At 56.2% G+C, this 18,523-nt stretch carries 20 protein-coding genes and 1 pseudogene; 6 read left to right on the plus strand and 15 right to left on the minus strand.

What is annotated here, in order from left to right; translation table 11 throughout:
- From GO984_RS20300 to argB, 5 genes are all read right to left on the minus strand, one after another.
- The gene (locus GO984_RS20300; protein WP_138163973.1) at nt 1-429 is read right to left on the minus strand and encodes a GNAT family N-acetyltransferase; all 429 of its coding nucleotides are present in this window, start codon (nt 427-429) and stop codon (nt 1-3) included.
- A 222-nt stretch (nt 430-651) separates the two neighbouring features.
- Nucleotides 652-1,149, minus strand: a complete 498-nt coding sequence (locus GO984_RS20305; RefSeq protein ID WP_157024393.1) for a SixA phosphatase family protein — start codon at nt 1,147-1,149, stop codon at nt 652-654.
- Nucleotides 1,146-1,793: a ferredoxin gene (locus tag GO984_RS20310; RefSeq protein ID WP_209279445.1), complete on the minus strand. Its 648-nt coding sequence runs from the start codon at nt 1,791-1,793 to the stop codon at nt 1,146-1,148. Before GO984_RS20310 ends, GO984_RS20305 begins: the two co-directional genes overlap by 4 nt.
- The gene (locus tag GO984_RS20315) at nt 1,790-2,584 is read right to left on the minus strand and encodes a sterol desaturase family protein (RefSeq protein ID WP_157024395.1); all 795 of its coding nucleotides are present in this window, start codon (nt 2,582-2,584) and stop codon (nt 1,790-1,792) included. The genes GO984_RS20310 and GO984_RS20315 overlap by 4 nt, the downstream gene beginning before the upstream one ends.
- Before the next feature lie 101 nt (nt 2,585-2,685).
- Entirely contained in the window at nt 2,686-3,549 is an 864-nt protein-coding gene (argB, locus tag GO984_RS20320) for an acetylglutamate kinase (RefSeq protein ID WP_157024396.1), read from the minus strand.
- A gap of 120 nt (nt 3,550-3,669) precedes the next feature.
- Here argB and GO984_RS20325 point away from each other — a divergent pair, with 120 nt between their 5' ends.
- Nucleotides 3,670-4,398: an SDR family NAD(P)-dependent oxidoreductase gene (locus GO984_RS20325; protein WP_157024397.1), complete on the plus strand. Its 729-nt coding sequence runs from the start codon at nt 3,670-3,672 to the stop codon at nt 4,396-4,398.
- 71 nt (nt 4,399-4,469) lie between these two features.
- Here GO984_RS20325 and GO984_RS20330 read toward each other — a convergent pair whose 3' ends face one another.
- From GO984_RS20330 to ttcA, 7 genes are all read right to left on the minus strand, one after another.
- Nucleotides 4,470-5,870 (minus strand): PepSY-associated TM helix domain-containing protein, encoded by a 1,401-nt coding sequence (locus tag GO984_RS20330; RefSeq protein ID WP_157024398.1) that lies wholly within the window; start codon nt 5,868-5,870, stop codon nt 4,470-4,472.
- A gap of 77 nt (nt 5,871-5,947) precedes the next feature.
- Nucleotides 5,948-6,292, minus strand: a complete 345-nt coding sequence (locus GO984_RS20335; RefSeq protein ID WP_157024440.1) for a DUF2946 family protein — start codon at nt 6,290-6,292, stop codon at nt 5,948-5,950.
- Nucleotides 6,293-6,307: 15 nt separating this feature from the next.
- Entirely contained in the window at nt 6,308-6,958 is a 651-nt protein-coding gene (gene yihA / locus GO984_RS20340; RefSeq protein ID WP_157024399.1) for a ribosome biogenesis GTP-binding protein YihA/YsxC, read from the minus strand.
- Nucleotides 6,958-7,695, minus strand: a complete 738-nt coding sequence (locus tag GO984_RS20345; protein WP_157024400.1) for an MOSC domain-containing protein — start codon at nt 7,693-7,695, stop codon at nt 6,958-6,960. The genes yihA and GO984_RS20345 overlap by 1 nt, the downstream gene beginning before the upstream one ends.
- The gene (gene yidC / locus GO984_RS20350; protein ID WP_157024401.1) at nt 7,692-9,506 is read right to left on the minus strand and encodes a membrane protein insertase YidC; all 1,815 of its coding nucleotides are present in this window, start codon (nt 9,504-9,506) and stop codon (nt 7,692-7,694) included. The genes GO984_RS20345 and yidC overlap by 4 nt, the downstream gene beginning before the upstream one ends.
- Nucleotides 9,507-9,629: 123 nt before the next feature.
- Nucleotides 9,630-11,147: a putative bifunctional diguanylate cyclase/phosphodiesterase gene (locus GO984_RS20355; RefSeq protein ID WP_245231194.1), complete on the minus strand. Its 1,518-nt coding sequence runs from the start codon at nt 11,145-11,147 to the stop codon at nt 9,630-9,632.
- 97 nt (nt 11,148-11,244) lie between these two features.
- Nucleotides 11,245-12,141 (minus strand): tRNA 2-thiocytidine(32) synthetase TtcA, encoded by an 897-nt coding sequence (gene ttcA / locus GO984_RS20360; RefSeq protein ID WP_157024403.1) that lies wholly within the window; start codon nt 12,139-12,141, stop codon nt 11,245-11,247.
- 190 nt (nt 12,142-12,331) lie between these two features.
- On the opposite strand from ttcA, the gene GO984_RS20365 reads away from it, so the two are divergent.
- Both GO984_RS20365 and GO984_RS20370 read left to right on the plus strand, forming a co-directional pair.
- Nucleotides 12,332-12,823 (plus strand): plastocyanin/azurin family copper-binding protein, encoded by a 492-nt coding sequence (locus GO984_RS20365; protein ID WP_157024404.1) that lies wholly within the window; start codon nt 12,332-12,334, stop codon nt 12,821-12,823.
- 166 nt (nt 12,824-12,989) lie between these two features.
- Nucleotides 12,990-13,736 carry a glycosyltransferase family 25 protein gene (locus GO984_RS20370; RefSeq protein WP_167740442.1) on the plus strand — a complete coding sequence of 249 codons (747 nt, stop codon included), beginning with the start codon at nt 12,990-12,992 and terminating at the stop codon, nt 13,734-13,736.
- On the opposite strand, the gene yidD is transcribed toward GO984_RS20370, so the two are convergent.
- From yidD to rpmH, 3 genes and pseudogenes are all read right to left on the minus strand, one after another.
- Complete coding sequence (gene yidD, locus GO984_RS20375; RefSeq protein ID WP_157024406.1) at nt 13,733-13,975, minus strand: membrane protein insertion efficiency factor YidD; 243 nt, start codon at nt 13,973-13,975, stop codon at nt 13,733-13,735. The two genes, GO984_RS20370 and yidD, sit on opposite strands and share 4 nt — an antisense overlap.
- Before the next feature lie 40 nt (nt 13,976-14,015).
- Nucleotides 14,016-14,451 (minus strand): annotated as a pseudogene (gene rnpA, locus GO984_RS20380) (ribonuclease P protein component).
- Nucleotides 14,452-14,467: 16 nt separating this feature from the next.
- The gene (gene rpmH / locus GO984_RS20385; RefSeq protein ID WP_127747158.1) at nt 14,468-14,602 is read right to left on the minus strand and encodes a 50S ribosomal protein L34; all 135 of its coding nucleotides are present in this window, start codon (nt 14,600-14,602) and stop codon (nt 14,468-14,470) included.
- Between the two features lie 338 nt (nt 14,603-14,940).
- Between rpmH and GO984_RS20390 the strand changes: the two genes are divergently transcribed.
- From GO984_RS20390 to GO984_RS20400, 3 genes are read left to right on the plus strand one after another with little or no spacing between them, the layout of a single operon-like run.
- Entirely contained in the window at nt 14,941-15,678 is a 738-nt protein-coding gene (locus GO984_RS20390) for a TVP38/TMEM64 family protein (protein ID WP_138163989.1), read from the plus strand.
- Entirely contained in the window at nt 15,675-17,093 is a 1,419-nt protein-coding gene (locus tag GO984_RS20395; RefSeq protein ID WP_157024408.1) for a dihydrolipoyl dehydrogenase family protein, read from the plus strand. The genes GO984_RS20390 and GO984_RS20395 overlap by 4 nt, the downstream gene beginning before the upstream one ends.
- 15 nt (nt 17,094-17,108) lie before the next feature.
- A complete protein-coding gene (locus tag GO984_RS20400; protein ID WP_157024409.1) occupies nt 17,109-18,494 on the plus strand; it encodes a sensor histidine kinase in 1,386 nt (461 codons plus the stop codon).
- Nucleotides 18,495-18,523: the final 29 nt, after the last annotated feature.

An 18,523-nucleotide genomic window follows, 5' to 3' on the forward strand; every position in this document is an offset into this window, starting at 1 on the left:
TCAGCTTGGCGTGAACATCAGTTCCAGCACCTTGTGACCAAAGAAGGGATCCATCTTTTCGATGCCTTCAACAAAACCGTAGCTCTGGTAAAAGCGGCGCCCAATGGGGTTGTCCGTAAAGACTTCGAGCCGCAGTTCCCCTTTCAGGTCTACAGCCTTGTCCATCAGGGCTTTGCCAATACGCTTCCCATGATGGCTCGGCCTTACAAACAGGCCACCGACCTCATTTTCCATGAGTGCGATAAAGCCAACGGCTTGGTCATCGCTGACAGCAATGTAGGTTTCCGCAATATCCAGAAAATGGTCGCGTATCATTGCCTCAGCCTGATCCAGCTGGTCATGCGTTAGAAACGGATGAGCCAGACTACTGGATTCGCGCCAGATAGAAAGCACAGCGGTTTTGTCGTTGGGGTGGTAGGGTCTGATCATTGTCAGAGTATCCTTTAGAGATTGCCACAGGGGCAACATGTCTTGAATCTATGAGATGGGTACACTCAGCAATTCACCTGCCAGTGATCGGCGGGTGGTATTTTGATAAGCGATACAGGGACCAACATTGGCCCCAAATTCAACGGGACATAAAATCTCCAGGACTGTCACGGGTCGCATAACAGAAGAGATCTGGGTATTTCAAGCAGTGTTGGGCTTCGGTCAGGCGGCTTCCAGCTCGCGCGGTACTATAAAGTCCACTAGGTGCCCGCTGTTCCAGTCCAGCTCACTCCAGCTATCAATATCAAACTGAACAACCGAAGTTGCTCCGGTCGGGTAGTTGAAGAACCGCGGATGGTCCGGAGCAAGTTTTGCAATTTCGCGTGCAAACGAGCCGATACCGGGATTATGCGCGAGTATCATGGTGCAGGGGCGTTCTGCCTCTCTGAGAACCTGTAGAATGATGTCGGCATTTGCGTGGTACAACCGCTCTACAAACACCGCTGGCGCGCCCAAGTCCATCCGTTCATAGGTTTCGCGTGTGCGCTGGGATGGGGAGGAAATCACCTGATCAGGCACATGCCCGTTTTGCTTTAACCACAGCCCTAATGCTGTAGCTGACTGGCGCCCCCGCTTGTTCAAAGGGCGGGCATGATCGCTGGGCGCGGATGTGTCCCATGCAGATTTGGCGTGGCGGGTGAGAATCAGAGTACAAGTCATCGCGCGTGAAAGTACCTCATATGATGTGCGGTTTGGTCGAATAGTCGTTTGGCGCCATCGCTTAGCGGGCACGCCCGTCTGGCAAGGCAGCCACGGGACAGGCACTCTGTGCCGTCTGCCGTGTCCAGATAGTCATGACAAACTGCCAGTTCATAGGGGCCTCCGTCAACCATTGCGTTCACCGGGCAACTGGTCAAGCAGGGCTTTGCCACGCAACTGTCGCAAGGGGAGTGGATGAGAGGAGGTGCTGGAATGTCGAGTTTGGTATCAAAATGCAACGTGCCGCGATACGAAATCAGCATTCCCACCTGATCGTGCACCAGCATTTTGGTTGGTGATGTGAAGGCCCGTCCCGACTGAAGAGCCCATTGAATAAAGGGCGGGTAGGGTGGCCCGTTCGAGGGGAAACTGCATGTGGCGTTCAACTTTCTTGCAAGCTGACCGATGACCCGTGCCGACCATCGGTCAACCGGATCTGCCTGACCATCGAGATACTCAGCCGATGTCGTAAAGCAGGGCCAAAAGTTTTCACCTGTGCCAAGCAGAACAATGGTTTTCCCATATTGGCAGTCACTGGGATGAAGCCCACCCATCAGGATCAGCCCATGTGGTGCAATCGCGGCCTCAATTTCCTCAAAGGTCATTTGCGACGAAAGGGTAGGCAGAGGCTCCACCATAGATTGGTGGGTTGATCATCGCGCCATTGCAAACCGACCTTCATCGCGTCGTGCCCCTCTTTTGGCTGCGAAACATAGGTTCCAAACATCTTGTCCCAAATGGACAGGGCAAACCCATAGTTGCTGTCGTGCTCGGTGCGACGGGTTGAGTGGTGAACGCGGTGCATGTCGGGCGTGACCAGAACCAAACGCACCAAACGATCCATCGTCAGCGGAAGATGCAGGTTGGAATGGTTGAACAAGGCCGTACCATTGAGCAGGATTTCAAACACGACCACGGCGATTGCTGTTGGACCCAACAGGTAGATCAACCCAATCTTCAGCACCATGGACAGCGCAATTTCCGCCGGGTGAAACCGAACGGCGGTGGTGACATCCATATCAAGGTCAGCGTGGTGCACCCGGTGCAGGCGCCACAGCAGCGGAACCTTGTGGGTGATCAGATGTTGCAGCCAGATTGCAAAGTCTAGGAACAGCACAGCAAGGGTGAATTCAAGCCAGACAGGCAGTTCAACCGCATTGAACAGGCCCCAGGCCTTTGTCTGTGCATCCAGTGCCGCCCCGACGGCGAGTAAGGGCAGCCCAAATGCAACCGCGCGCAGGGTCAGTGTGTTGAGAACCGTGATTGAGAGGTTGGTGAACCAACGGTTGGCGCGTGGCTGCTGGCGGGCGCGGCGCGGGGCCAGGTGCTCGGCGCAGGCAAATACTGCAAACAGCCCCAAGAAGATGCCAAGACGGAGTGTGGTTTCGTTTTCCATGCATTCAGAAAGGCGCATATGAAAGTCAAACGCAAGTCCGGATAATACACGTTGCTGTCAGGTTGCAGCTAAGGGCGGGGCGTAAACCCCGCCTTTCTGTACTAGTCAGGCCGGATCATCGATCCAGCGCCGTGGAGTGTAAACAGCTCCAGCAGGACCGAGTTCTGGACGCGTCCATCCACGATGGTACAGGCCCGCACACCGTTGCGAACGGCCTGCAAAGCAGTTTCGGTTTTGGGGATCATGCCACCGGCAATGACACCACTGCGGGTCATTGCTTCCACATCTGTGGCTTTCAGCTCCGTGACCACATCGCCCTCGGCATTTTTAACACCGGCGACATCCGTCAGGAGCAGCAACCGGTCCGCCTTGAGCGCAGAGGCCACTGCGCCTGCGGCAGTGTCACCGTTGATGTTGAATGTCTCTCCGTCGCGACCTGCACCAATTGGGGCAATCACCGGGATCATGTCCTTTTCAAACAGGTGATGCAGAACCGAGGCATCCATGTTTGCCGGGGTGCCAACAAAACCCAGATCAGGATTGGTCTGATCACAGGTGATCAGGTTAGCATCCTTGCCGGACAGCCCAACACCCATACCACCCTGACGGTTGATCGCCTGAACAATGCGTTTATTGACCAGACCGGACAAGACCATTTCCACCACTTCCATGGTGGCTTTGTCGGTGACGCGCTTACCACCCACAAACTCGGATTTGATTTCCAGCTTGTCCAGCATGGCGTTGATCATTGGCCCCCCGCCATGAACGATCACCGGGTTTACGCCGACTTGTCGCAGCAGAACCATGTCACGGGCAAAAGTATCCATTGCTTCGTCGCTGCCCATGGCGTGACCGCCAAGTTTGACGACGACAATAGCCCCATCGTAGCGCTGCAAGTAAGGCAGTGCGCTGGACAATGTGGCGGCGGTGGCAATCCAATCGCGGTTCATATGCTGTTTCTTCATCGCTTGGGGTCCCTTTGACGGTTTCTGTTACGCGGTTCTGCCGTCGCTGCCAAGTGTAGCGTTGCAGCTGGGGGCCGCAGTGATAGGGTTGGCTGGAAATTCAAAGCTGAGGACCGGCTAATGCGCCAAAAGACAATGTTGCTGACCGGAGCCAGCCGGGGCATAGGACATGCCACCGTGCGCCGCTTTAATAGCGAAGGCTGGCGCGTGATCACCTGCTCGCGCCATCCGTTCCCCGTGGAATGCCCCTGGGGGGGCGGACAGGAAAACCACGTACAGGTTGATCTGGGCGATCCGGCAGGCACCATCAATGCGGTGGGAGTCATTCAGGACCTGCTGGACGGGCCGCTGGATGCGCTGGTCAACAACGCCGGGATTTCACCCAAAGGCCCAAATGGCGAGCGGTTGAGTACGCTGGACACCGATCTGATGGACTGGGGCAAGGTGTTCCACGTCAACTTCTTTGCATCCGTCGTGCTGGCACGCGGGTTAAAAGACGAACTGGCCGCCGCCAAAGGTTCAGTTGTCAACGTGACGTCAATCGCGGGCAGTCGGGTGCATCCATTCGCTGGGGCGGCTTATGCCACCTCCAAGGCCGCGCTGGCGGCGCTGACGCGCGAAATGGCACATGACTTTGGCCCGCTTGGCGTGCGGGTCAATGCGATTGCGCCAGGAGAGGTGGAAACTGCGATTCTATCGCCAGGCACAGACAAAATCGTCAGGAAGTTGCCAATGCAGCGTTTGGGCCAGCCAGAGGAAGTCGCAGCCGCGATCTTCTTCCTGTGCTCAAACGACAGTTCCTACATCTCTGGTGCCGAGATTGAGGTGAATGGAGCGCAGCACGTCTAGGTTGAAAGCAGAACCGGGTAATTTGAAAACGGGGCCCAGCTTGTTGTTCAAGCTGGGCCCCGGTGTTTCTTTTATGACAATGCGCGTTTTACGGCTGGGATGGTGCCCAGGATCAGCACTTCAAAGGCCAGTACAGCCAGCAAGGTCAGGCCAACCAAGGGGAAGGCCAGCGAGGTGACGACGCAGATCAGTGCAGCGCCTTTCCAAAGCGGAAGGTCCGCTGGTGCCGGAGGGGCGGCAAGACGGCCGGCGCCAGAGGGCCGACGTTTGATCCACATCACCACGCCTGACACGGAGACAAAGATCACTGACAGGCAGAACACAGTGTTCAGGATAAGGTTCCACAACCCCATGTCGCCTTCGTGCAGGGCAATCCCAACGGCCATGCTTTTACCCATCAACGAATAGTCAGCAAAGCCAACATCGGCGAGGATCTTGCCGGTGTGCTGATCAATGTGAACAGTCCGGTCACAGGTCGGGCAATCGCTGTCATTGCTCATGCTATCCTGGCTAAGGGTCCAGACACCTGTTTCGCCACTGGGAAAGTTAATCCGGAACCGGCCTTCATAGCCAAGCGCGCGCCCCAGCATGGCAATGCTATCGACTGTGGCGGGCACATCTGCGGGCAGGCCTTCTATGCCAGCATCAGAGCCAGACTCGGGCATCAGGGTCTGTTCCAGCGCCCAGGGAACATCCTTGATCGCGCCATGGTTCATATTGGCGTGAGTGTCGTCGGACAGCGGCACGTTCTCCCATTTCTCGGCTGGGAAGCTGCTCCAGGCCTGCACAAGTTTTTCGCCCCAAATGCCAGTCCAGGACAGTCCGGAGAGCAGGAACAACACCAAGACCACTGAGATGTAGAAACCCGTCACTGCGTGCAGGCTTTTCCAAAGCGCGCGACCACGGGCCGCCAGATCCGGGACCAGAACGGTGCGCAGCCCGGTTGTGCGGGGCCACCAAAGGTACAGGCCTGTCAGGACCAGAACGATGCCCAATCCAGCGGCAATTTCAATCAAACGATCGCCGGTGTCCCCGATCAGAAGGGTGCCGTGAATGTCGTTGGCGAAGTCGTACCAACCAGCCTGGCGCACCCAGGAATCGATCACTGTGGCATCATAGGGATTTACTGCGACCAGATGCTGAGTGCCTTCGGATTTGACCCGGAACACCGAGGCACGATCTGCTTGTGCTGTGCCGATCCATTCCACCAGCGTGGCGTCAGGCAGGGCGCTAAGGGCTGCCTGTGATTGTTGCTCAAGACTGAGCGCAACCCCTGTTGGGGTCACGGAAATATGCTCTCCATCACGGCCCGAGAAAACCGCGATATACATCATCACCAATCCGGTGACCGCCAGCATGATCAGGAAGGGGATAACATATAGGCCAGCATAAAAGTGCCAGCGCCAGACGGTGAAGTAGAATTTTTCAGATAGCGATCGGGCAGGGCCCGTGGTTTGGCTGTCGGTTGCCATTGGATGATCTCTCCATATCGGAACAGGTGCCGGTCGCCTTGGACGCCGGACAAAAAGGTATTGGAATGTTCAGAAAATCAGGAGAGTGCGGGCGGGCCGCGGGCATCGTAACGCCAGTGAAACCCGGCGGTGTAATGGGTAAAGGGTTGGTCGTCCCAGCGGGCGGCAAGGAATGTGCCAAGTGTCAGAGCCGGGTCTGACACAGGGATCAGAGCGGCCGTCGTCAGAGAAAAGAATGGGCAGCTGCGATCGTCCATCTGTTCGGCGGGGGCCGTGTCTCCACCCAGATCAACCCACTGTTCTTGTGTGCCGTCTGTGGTACAGATTACCAGCAGTACTTTGCCGTTAGAACTGGTTGCAGGCATCCAGCCAGCCGGGATCATCCCGGCCAGCATGATTGCCACCAACACCAGATATGACAGCAAGCGCCTCACAGGTTAGACCAAGCCAACGATGATCGAACGCAGGGTGGCAATGCCATCGCCCTTTTCGGAGGAGGTCAGCACCATTTCGGGATAGGCGGCCGGGTGGTTTGCCAGCTTGCTGCGTACCTGATCCAGCATCCGTGCCATGTCTTTGTCTTTGACCTTATCGGCCTTGGTCAGCACGCACTGGAACGTCACAGCGGAACTGTCGAGCAGCGACATGATCTCTTCGTCCACTGGTTTGACACCGTGGCGTGCGTCAATCAGCACGAAGGCCCGGCGCAAAGTTTGGCGGCCGGACAGATATTGTTTCAGCAGGCGTTGCCACTTTTCGACCACCGGCAGCGGCGCGTTGGCATAGCCATAGCCGGGAAGGTCGACCAGATAGTGGTCAGGCCCCTGGGTGAAATAGTTGATTTCCTGCGTGCGGCCTGGCGTGTTCGACGCCCGTGCCAGACCTTTGGTGCCGGTCAGCGCGTTGATCAGGCTGGATTTGCCAACATTGGAACGGCCTGCAAAACAGACCTCCATCCGGTCGGCTGGTGGCAGGCCGGACATGGCCACAACGCCTTTGACAAACTCGGATTCGCCGGCAAACATTTTGCGGCCCTTTTCCGTTGTGAAGTCGTCGGGCGTTTCGGCCAGGGTAAATTGGATTTGCATCAGAGCACCTCGAGTGTGTCGCCAAGGGCGACATCACCATCATTTTGGACGACGGCAAGAATGCCGAAATCAGTATGACCCCAGTGTTCACGCAGGGCCTTGAGTGTGTTGGCGTCGCGCTCGCCTGTGTCCGGGTTGGCTTCGGTGGCACGGCAACGAGTGATCCGGTCGATCACCTTTAGGCGGGCACCACCAATCTTCAACTCTTGGTCCACCCAGTCAAATTCTTCGAAAGGAGTGGAGCCGTCAATCCAGAGATTTCCGCGAAGCCGGCGGGGATCAAGGTTTTGACCAAGTTTGTCCCCCAGTGCGTTCAGCGACGCCAGGGACATGATGGAGATTGCCGGAACATCTGCGTCCGCCATACCGCCGTCGGGTGATTTGATCAGCGTATGGGGGGCAGGACGTTCGGAGGGATAGATCGATGTGATCCAGTCGACCAGCTTGGCGCTGTCCGCAGAGGGATCGATGGTGAGATCATCCTGTTTAGGATGTCTCAGCGTGATCAGGTCACCATCCGTGACAGCAGTTACAGCCATCAGTTCTGGTCCGAAACAGCCACGAGCGAAGTTGCGGCAATGCTGCCACGCGCCAGTATCCGTGGCTTTCCCGGTCAATAAGGCCCAGGCTCTATCCAACGGCAAAGGCCCGCCTTCATTCAGGCGGACCTCTGTAAGTGGTTCGGCCCCGATCCCTTTGATCGGGTGCCGCCACATCTGTGCAACTTTGCTTGTCATTTTTTATCCGTCTTAGGCGTTTTCTTAAAGCCCGACTTGATATTGCCGAAAATGTCTGGGGTATAACCCTGACTGCGCATGATTAGATATTGCTGTGTGAACGTGATCGTGTTGTTGGCGATCCAGTAGACAACCAGACCCGACGCAAACCCGCCCAGCATGAACATGAACACCCACGGCATCCAGGCAAAGATCATCTGCTGGGTTGGATCCGTTGGGGCTGGGTTCAGCTTTTGCTGCAGGAACATCGAGATGCCGAGCAACAAAGGCAGGATGCCGATAAAGACCAAGGCAACAATGGTGCCGGGTTCGGGGCCTGCCCAAGGCAACCAGCCAAAGAAGTTCATGATCGAGGTTGGGTCAGGGGCACTCAGATCCTGGAAGGGACCAAAGAACGGAGCGTGACGCAGTTCGATTGTGACAAAAATCACCTTATACAGCGAGAAGAAGATCGGGATCTGCAGCAAGATCGGCAGGCAGCCCGCAGCGGGGTTTACCTTTTCCTTCTTGTACAGCTCCATCATGCCTTTCTGAATGGCCTGACGGTCGTCGCCAGCTTTCTTCTTCAGCTCTTCCATCTGCGGCTGCAGTTCCTTCATCTTCGCCATTGAGACGTAGGATTTGTAGGCCAGCGGGAAAAGGATTGCCTTGATGATCAGGGTCAGGCCGATGATCGACCAACCCATGTTGCCAATCAGTTGGTTCAGGTTGTGCAGCAACCAGAAGATCGGCTTGGTCAGCATAAAGAACCAGCCCCAGTCGATGCTGTCGATGAACCCAGAAACGCCACCTGCTTCGTATTCGCGGATGGTGGCCCATTCCTTGGCGCCGGCAAACAGCTGTGTGGTGACTTCGGAAGATTGGCCTGCTGCAAGGGTGACAGTCGGCAGCACGATATCTGTTTGATAGATATCGCGGCGGTCATCGTATTTGGCGATAGATTTGAACGCTTGGCCCGATTCAGGGATCAGTGTCGACATCCAGAAGTGATCGGTGAAGCCAATCCAGCCGCTTTCGGCAACCTGGGTGACCTCAGCCTTGCCTTCGCGTGGGTCCACGTCGAAATCAGGCATGCTGCTGTAATCGGTTTCCGTCAGCTCGCCATCGGCCATGCCAACAACACCTTCGTGCAGGATGAAGAAGTTCTTCAACTCTGCCGGCTCACCGTGACGCGCAAGGGTGCCGTAGGGCGCCAGTGCAACGGTGTTGCCCGAGGTGTTTTCAACCGATTGGGTGACTTCAAACATATAGTCTTCGTCGATGGCGATGGTGCGCGAGAAGGTCAGGCCCTTGCCATTGTCCCAGGTCATGGTGACCGGGGTGTCTGGCGTCAGCGTGTTGTCGCCCTGTGGCTGCCAGATGGTATTGGCACCCGGAACCTCGTCCGGTGCTAGACCTGCACCCGGAGCCCAGCCATAGAGCGCGTAGTAAGCGCCCGGCTCTCCCACTGGGGACAGCATTTTGACGATTTCAGCGTCATCTTCGATCGAGACTCGGTAATCTTTCAGCGACAAATCATCAATGCGGCCACCCTGCAGCGAGATGCTGCCGGAAAGGCGAGGTGTGTCGATGTCGATACGGGGTGCCTTGGGCGCTTCGGCTTCGGCAATCTGTGCCGTCGCGGCGGCATCAGTAGCTGCAGCGCCACCAGCAACCGGGGCGCCGGCGGTATCGCCAGTTGCCACGGTTTCGTTCACCGCAGGTTCTACGACGGGCGCCGGCTCTGGTGGTGGGAAAAAGGTATACCAACCAAGAATCACCAAAAAGCTGAGGACGGTCGCGAGTATTAAATTTTTGTTCTGGTCGTCCATTTGGGACTGCCACCTTGTACAGGGAATGACAGGGTGTGGTTCAACAGAGATGGACCCCAAAGGTCAAGCAGATTCGGGAGGATCGGGGCGTCAATACGCCCCAATTGGTAAATTCAGCCGCTGTTAGCTGCGCTGTTTGCCAATTGCAGGGGCGTCCTGCAGTTTTGCCTGATGGGCAGTGATCCAGTCCAATGTCTGGTCAAATGGCATCGGGCGACCAATGCCAAAGCCCTGCACATGGTCACAGCCAAGCTGCGCCAGCAGCGCATGTTCGCCCACGGTTTCCACACCTTCGGCCAGGGTTTCCAGCTCCAGCCGCTCGGCCATTGTCAGAATGGCACCGATCAGTTTTTGCTGTTCCGGGTCGCGATCAGCCTTCATCACAAAAGACCGGTCAATTTTGATACGCGAGATGTTGAAGCGGCGCACCGAGGCAATAGAGGCATGGCCTGTGCCGAAGTCATCCAGATCAATCTGGCAGCCCAGAGTTCCGAGGCCAGAGATATTGCGGGTGATCACATCATCGGGGGAATCGCTGACCACAGTTTCAAGGATTTCTACCGAGAGCCGTTCCGGGGCCAGGTCAAACCGTTCCATTTCCCATTTGACGCGGTCCACCAGACCAGGGTTCTGCAATTCATCAGTGGCGAAGTTGACACCAACGGTAGGGACATCCACTCCGGCGGCATCCCAGGCCTTAAGAGCGGTCAGCGCGTGATACAGCATCACCTGGCTGAGACGTTCCATCAATCCAGCTTCTTCCAAGGCAGGCAGGAAGGTGGAGGGCGGGATCATGCCATGTACAGGGTGCGACCAGCGGGCCAATGCCTCAAATCCAGTTACTTTCCCGGTATCGGTTGAAATCTGCGGCTGGAACCAGGGCTGAATTTGACCACCTTCCAGTGCTGTGGCGGCATCTTCACGCAGATCGCTGCGCGCCTTGGTGCGGCGGTGAATGTCGGCGCTATAGGCACGAATACCGGATGGCCCGTTATGTTGAGCATCGCCCAACGCGGCGGCGGAGGCTGATAGCCAGTCAGAGGGGCTGTTTCCTGGGGCGCGGTTACGCATGCAGAAGCCAATTGAACAGGACAGGTAGATCGAGGCCCCATCCAGCGAAATGGGCTCTTCCAGAGCGGCCTGCAACCGGCCGGCCAGTTGCACGGTGAGCTCAAGATCTAGCTGTTGTACCGGCATCAGGCAGATTCCGAATTTGCTATCGCCAATCCGGGCAACGGTGTCGTTATCACGAAGTGTCGCAACGATCCGCTCGCCGCAGCGTTGTAGTGCCGCATCTCCGGCGGATTGGCCATGTCGCGTGACCAGTTCCTTGTATTCGTCAATTTCCAAAACCAAGGTGGCGGATCTTAGGCCGGTGTCATCGGTGCCGTAGTAGACCCGCTCAAGCTCCATTTCGAAACCTTCACGCAACAACATGCCTGTGACGCTATCGCGCGGAATGTAAGACATCTTGGAGTTGCCAAAAGCACCCATGGCGGCAAACACGATCGGCAGCCCCAGTGCGACACTCAGCAATGCAACCTCACCGCCCAGCCAGAACATGGCAAGGGTCAGTGCTGGTATAAATGCAAGAACCGGAGGACCAAGCAGGACCGGAGCGATTTTGCTACGAATTCGCATCAGTCGACCTGAATTCGGATTGAGCATGAAATGACCTTTCGCCTAAACGCACCTTACGCGCTAATAGGAGAATAGGGTCGTTGGTCTGACTCGACCGTTAACGCAGGACGGGAATTTCGTCGAAATTTGTATCGGATTCGGATTTTTTTCGTTCCAGACCCAAGAAATCAAATAATTTGGGGTCCAACAGGTGCGAAGGGCGGGCATTCATCAGGGCTCGGAACATCACTTGGCGGCGTCCTGGGCTGTTTGATTCCCATCCATCGAGAATCTGTTTGACCTGTTGACGCTGCAACCCGTCCTGACTGCCACACAGATCACAGGGGATGATTGGATAGTTCATCGCATTAGCGAATTTTTCACAATCAGCCTCGGCGACATGGGCCAGGGGTCTGTAAACAAACAGATCGCCCTCTTCATTAATCAACTTGGGAGGCATTGTGGCCAAACGACCGCCATGGAACAAGTTCATGAAAAAGGTTTCCAGAATATCATCCCGGTGATGGCCCAGCACCACAGCAGAACACCCTTCTTCGCGGGCAACACGGTACAGGTTACCCCGGCGCAGACGTGAGCACAGCGCACAGAACGTGCGACCAGCTGGAACTTTGTCCATCACCACGCTGTAGGTGTCCTGATATTCGATTCGGTGCGGCACACCCATTTTTTCAAGAAATTCAGGCAAAACTGTTGCCGGAAATCCGGGTTGCCCCTGATCCAGATTGCAGGCCAAAAGATCAACCGGCAGTAGTCCGCGCCATTTCAGCTCATACAGGACTGCCAGCAAGGTATAACTGTCTTTACCGCCAGACAGGCAGACCAGCCACTTCTGCGGTTTGGCATCCGGATCGCGGGCACCTTGTTCGATCATACCGTACTGTTCAATCGCCTCGCGGGTATAGCGCACAATGCGCTTGCGCAGCTTTTTGAACCCGGTGGTCGAGGGAGCGCCGGCAAACAGCGGGTGGATATCGTCAAGGTCTGTATCAAGCATGTCGGCCCCCTAGCGTTTGGGGGGCGTTTTGCCAAGAAAAAACCCGCTTGGATAGGTCTTACTTCCACAACGCTGCCCTGCTGTTGTTGGCGTGAGTTGAGCTAGCGCAAGGTCGATCCGTTTATGGCTGTGCTAGCCAGTCGCAACAGCAGTGCAATCCTGCGTGTGTGTCCGTATTCAGGTGACCCTTATGAAACGAATTTTCTCTTGTCTGTTCTTGATGGCGTTTGCAGCTGCACCGGTCTTGGCCGAGAACATCACTGTCGATCTCTCCCAGGCGATGAAACACGATGTGAACCAGGTTACTGACCCGATGGCGACAGCGGCGACGGGTATGTTTCGCTTTGATCCACCGCTGGTTCAGCTTGAGCCAGGTGAAGCCCTGGTGTTTCTGAATAGCCGTGGTCAGCACACCGTTCATTCGGTGCCACAACTTTGGCCTGCGGACAGAAATCCAGTTGCCATTTCCAACAAGCCGAGGGTCGAAGTGCAATTCGACGAACCGGGCGTTTATGGGCTGCGCTGCAATCGGCACGGGCAATACGGTATGGCCATGCTTGTTGTTGTTGGCGACGGTGGTGGGGTGACCAGTATTGATGCAGAAGTTGAGGAGATGCGGGCGCATAAGAAAGAAAAACAAGCGTTTCTTGATCTGTTTGCCGCGCATCTAGCTGGCAACTGAGCCAACCCTCTTATCCATGAATGCTCGGGTGATCCGAAGCGAGCAGTGCCCTGAAATGCGGCGCACTGTACCCGTGTGGGACTGGCCGCTATCCGGATGGGACCTACGTTCTGTTCGGGGGACTACGTACTCTGGTTTTGCAACTGCGTTACATGCGAGGCCAAACATGAGTGAAAAGCAAACAAGCTGCGCCGCATTGTTGAATGCCTTTGACAAAGTGTTTGTCATCAATCTGCCAAATCGCAAAGATCGACGGATCGACATTGATCAACAGCTGAAATCAGTGGGCTTGGGGCTGGGGCACCCGGACGTGTGCCTTTTTCCTGCGTTCAGACCCAGACGCAAGCTTGGCTTTCCATCCATTGGCGCGCGTGGCTGTTTTCTGAGCCACATTGGGGTTTTGGAACAAGCGATATCAATGAATTTGAAGCGATTTCTGGTGCTAGAAGATGACGCGGATTTTTCAGACAACTTCTCGCTTAGGTTCAGAGAGGTGTCGCGATATTTGAAGCAAATTGATTGGGATATGGTCTATGGGCATATGCCAGCGGGGGTCCCAAAGCCCGATTTCAAACAAAGAATGCGAATCGCACTGGTCGCGCCAGATGCTGCAATTGAATGTTTGCATTTCTATGGGGTTTCCGGACGGTGCGCGGTAAAGGCATTGCCCTACCTAAAGAAGATTCTGCAGCGCCCTGCTGGCGATCCGCGTGGCGGCGCGATGCATGTTGATGGCGCCTACTCTTGGTTTCGCAAAAGTCATCCGGAATTGGTGACAGTGGCGGTTGACCCTCCGTTAGCCGTGCAGCGCCCCTCACGGTCCGACATTCACGACCTTCAGTGGTTTGACCGCCAAAAGTTGCTGCGACCAGTGACTAACTTAGCGCGCCGTCTAAAACGGAGTGTTGCCTAGGGCTCTGGTGGGTCGTTCTTATCAGGGACAGGATCATAGCCATCGCGTCCTAAGGGGTGACAACGCCCGATACGTTTGGCGGCCAGCCAGCTGCCCTTTAGCGCACCGTGTTTTTCAAGGGCTTCTAGCGCGTAGGCCGAACATGTCGGTTGATAACGGCAGTTGAAGCCAACCCAGGGGCTGAAGATCAGCCGATAGGCCCGTACGGGCAGGGCGATGATATAGGCCAGCGGGTTCATGAGAGGATAAATAGGGGCGCCAACAGGAACAGGAAAGAGATCAGCGGTGAATTTTCTTCAACGCGTAAATGAAGTCGCCCTGCAGGTCTTCAAAAGGCCGATTGGCGGTTTCCTTGGCGCGTCCGATCAGAACATAGTCCCAGCCGGGCAGGCCATGCTCGGCCAAATTTAAGCGGGCAACTTCACGCAGCCGACGTTTGGCACGATTGCGGGCCACGGCATTGCCGACTTTCTTGGAACAGGTAAATCCAACCCGAATACCTTCACCATCGCCGCGATTGCGACCCTGCACCATCATGCCTTTGCTGCCTTGCCGACGGGCGCGGGCAGCAGCAAGGAATTCGCTGCGTTTGGAGAGTACCTGCATATTGACCTATGGCAATTGAGAGGTGATGGACAAACGGAAACCGCCGGAGGCGTTTCCCAAGGGTGGCAATGCCATCCGTGGGGGCCTCCGGCGGTTTGAAATCCGTCAGAAAACTGAGTGCGCGTTTATGCGCTCAGCTCTTTGCGGCCGTGTGCACGACGTGCATTCAGGATCTTGCGGCCTGCCTTAGTGGCCATGCGCGCACGAAAACCGTGGCGACGTTTACGAACCAGGTTCGAAGGCTGAAAGGTGCGTTTCATCGCTCCGGTCTCCATCTAATTAAATCGAAGGCATACAAAAGCCCCCGAGGTGTCTATCTCGAACCCGGTCATTAGAAGGGATTGGCGGGCGAGTCAAACCCTGTGAGGTGGGTTTTCGGTCGGATCGCTATTTTTTTGTCTTTTTGGATTGGGTTGAAGGATGGTTTGCGGAGGTTGCTGTGTCAATCGGCATCAGGAAGGGCGGGCGCAGCCCGCTAACTGAAACCATTCTCACAAATCTGCTGGCTGAGATCACTGAGCCGTGATTTCTCTGTACCTGTACTCGCCTCATCCACATTTTGAGCATAGCAGGGGACAAACCGGAGACCAAATTACCAATGACTGAAACGAGTAACACGCCCAAACGCTCCATTTTGCGCCATCTGCCATTGTTGGTCGTGCTGGTGGTTGCGGTGATCGGTGCCTTTACCCTGCGCGATTATCTGAGCTTTGACACCCTGCGTGACAATCGCGAATCGCTGCTGGCATACCGCGATCAGAATTTTGCGGGCCTCGTTGTGCTGTTCCTTGCAGTTTACATAACCATCGTAGCCTTTTCACTCCCGGGGGCGGCTGTTGCATCGGTGACGGGTGGGTTCTTGTTTGGACTGGCCGCAGGTACCTTGTTCAACGTCTCGGCGGCGACTATCGGCGCGGCAGCAATTTTTACGGCAGCGCGGCTGGGGCTGGGCGACCTGCTGGCGGCGAAGCTGGAGGCATCTGAAGGACGTATGCAAAAGTTCAAAACCGGACTGCGGGAAAATGAGGTGCCGGTGCTGCTGCTGATCAGGCTGGTGCCTGCGGTGCCGTTTTTTGTCGCCAATTTGTTGCCCGCACTGGTTGGTGTCAGGTTTCGAACCTTTTTGTGGACCACCGCGCTGGGTATCATTCCCGGCGCTATAGTCTTTACCTGGATTGGCGTAGGGCTGGGCGAGGTGTTCGATAGGGGGGGCGATCCGGATCTGTCTCTGTTGTGGGAGCCTCATATCATCGGGCCAATTTTGGCGCTCTGCGCCCTTGCAACACTGCCGATCATCATTAATTCGATCCGTAGCAAGAAAGAGGCCCGAGGATGACAGATATCAAATGCGACCTGCTGGTTATTGGTGCCGGGTCCGGTGGGCTGTCAGTTGCCGCAGGTGCCAGCCAGATGGGGGCCAATGTGGTGCTGCTGGAAGGTCACAAGATGGGCGGCGATTGCCTGAACTATGGCTGTGTGCCGTCCAAGGCGCTGCTTGCCAGTGCCAAGGCCGCTTATGCGCAGAACAACACCGCAGCCTTAGGTGTAGCAGATCAAGTGCCGCAGGTGAGCTATGCGGCTGCAATGGACCATGTCCAAGGCGTGATTACATCCATAGAGCCGATGGACAGTCAGGACCGGTTCGAACGTTTTGGCGTGAGGGTGATCCGGGAGTTTGGCCATTTCATCTCTCCAACACAGATACAGGCTGGGGAGCAGAAGATAACCGCGCGTCGTGTGGTGATCGCGACGGGATCTTCACCGCTTGTGCCGCCTATCCCTGGGCTGGCGGATGTACCTTACGAGACAAATGAGACCCTGTTTGATCAGCGGACAAAGCCAGATCACCTGTTGATCATTGGCGGTGGTCCGATTGGTATGGAAATGGCGCAAGCGCATGTCCGACTGGGCTGCAAAGTCACTGTCATCGAAGCTGCAAGAGCGCTGGGCAAAGATGATCCCGAACTGGCAAAGATTGTTCTGGATAGTCTTCGCGATGAGGGTGTCGAGATTGCCGAGGGCGCACTGGTGAGCAAAGTGCGCGGCACGGCTGGGGCAATTGAGGTCGAAACCAAAGATGGGAGCATCTTCAAAGGGTCGCATCTGTTGATGGCAGTTGGACGCAAAGCCAATACCGACCGCTTAAACCTTGAGGCTGCAGGCATCGCGACTCACCGGACAGGTATTCAGGTCGACGACGAGCTGCGCACCAGCAACAAGCGCGTCTATGCGATTGGCGACGTGGCGGGTGGGATGCAGTTCACTCATGTGGCCGGCTATCAAGCGGGGGTTATTATACGATCCGTCTTGTTTGGGCTGACATCACGCGTGAAAACTGACCATATCCCCTGGACCACCTATACCGACCCTGAATTGGCGCAGGTGGGGATGACGGAACGTCATGCGCGAGATGTCTATGGGGCCAAGCTCGAGGTTATCCGATTCGACTACCGGCATAACGACCGGGCCCTAGCAGAGCGTAAGACCAAAGGGTTTATCAAGGTGATGGTGGCCAAAGGACGACCCGTTGGGGCGTCGATTGTTGGGCACCAGGCGGGCGAGTTGATCAGCACCTGGTCGCTGGCTCTGGCCAACGGCCTGAAGATGAGCCAGATTGCGGCGATGGTGGCGCCCTATCCGACGATTGGCGAGATCAACAAACGTGTAGCTGGGGCCTATTTCTCGCCGCGGCTTTTTGATAGTCAGGTGGTTAAACGCGCAGTCCGGTTTGTACAGCGCTGGATTCCCTGAGCCAGAAAGGCCGCAATGCTGAATTCGCTCTCAGGCCGGTTTCTGATTCTGACCACGGTGTTCGTGATGTTGGCAGAAATTCTGATTTTTGTGCCGTCGATCGCCCGATTTCGTGAGGATTACCTGCTGGCGCGCCTAGAGAGGGCGCAGATCGCATCCCTGGCATTGCTGGCGGACGATATGCTGGAAACAGCCCTAGAGGCCGAACTGCTGGAAAACGCCGGGGTGTTCAACGTGGTGTTGCGCCGCAATGAAATGCGACAGCTGATGTTGTCCTCGCCTATCCCGCAACCCATCGACGAGACATACGACCTGCGGATGGCGAGTCCGTTTGTTCTGATCAAAGATGCACTGGTCCGTCTGGTGACGCCGGGCAATCAGGTTGTCCGCGTAATCGGTGCGCCAGTGCGTGAAGCTGGTTTATTGATTGAGGTCACGATGGAGACCGCGCCGCTACGGATGGCAATGCTGGATTACGGGGTGCGAATCTTGGTGCTGTCGGCGGTGATTTCGGTCTTCACGGCATTGCTGCTATTTGTTGCGGTGAGGGCCATTTTGGTCAAGCCTATCAAAGTTGTTGTGGGGTATATGCAGCGCTATGCTGCTGCCCCCGGAGACGCCCGTGGTATTATCCATCCCAGCGCCGGTGTGACCGAACTGCGCGAAGCTGAAGAAGCTTTGTTGCAGTTGCAGACAGAACTAACCCAGGCGCTAAAGCAAAAGGAACGGCTGGCGCAATTGGGCGAGGCGGTGGCCAAGGTTAGCCATGACCTGCGCAATATCCTGACCTCGGCACAGCTGTTCACCGACCGGATTGAGATGAGCGAAGACCCCTTGGTACGGCGTTTGGCACCTAAACTGGTGAATTCGATCACCCGCGCAGTGTCATTGTGTGAGGGAACATTGGCCTTTGGACGCGCAGAAGAACCCGCCCCAACGCTGACCATGGTGAATTTGTGCGAAGTGGTTGATGATCTGGTCGAAGCAGAACGGGTGACGCTGGGCGATGATAAGGTCGACATTGTTAGCGAGGTTCCGACGGATCTGGTGGTGCGCGCCGACCCCGAACAGATTTATCGCATTGTGATGAACCTGGTGCGCAATGCCCGACAAGCGATCACTGCCACTGGCAATGTGGGAACCGTGACAATCTCGGCCTTTGAAGATGGCGATGCCTGGTGGATCAGCATCAGTGATACCGGGCCGGGACTGCCCAAGCGGGCACGGGAAAATCTGTTCACTCCGTTTCAAGGAGGCGCCCGCAAAGGTGGGTCGGGGTTGGGGCTGGCAATTGCTGCTGAGTTGAGCCGGGGCCATGGGGGATCCGTCAGCCTGCGTCAGACCGGCCCTGAAGGTACTATTTTTGATGTTTGCCTGCCCAAAGGGGATGGCACCATTTAAATTCGTTTTTGGGGTTGCTCATTTCCGCC

The organism is Parasedimentitalea huanghaiensis, assembly GCF_009753675.1.
Taxonomy (GTDB): Bacteria; Pseudomonadota; Alphaproteobacteria; order Rhodobacterales; family Rhodobacteraceae; genus Parasedimentitalea; species Parasedimentitalea huanghaiensis.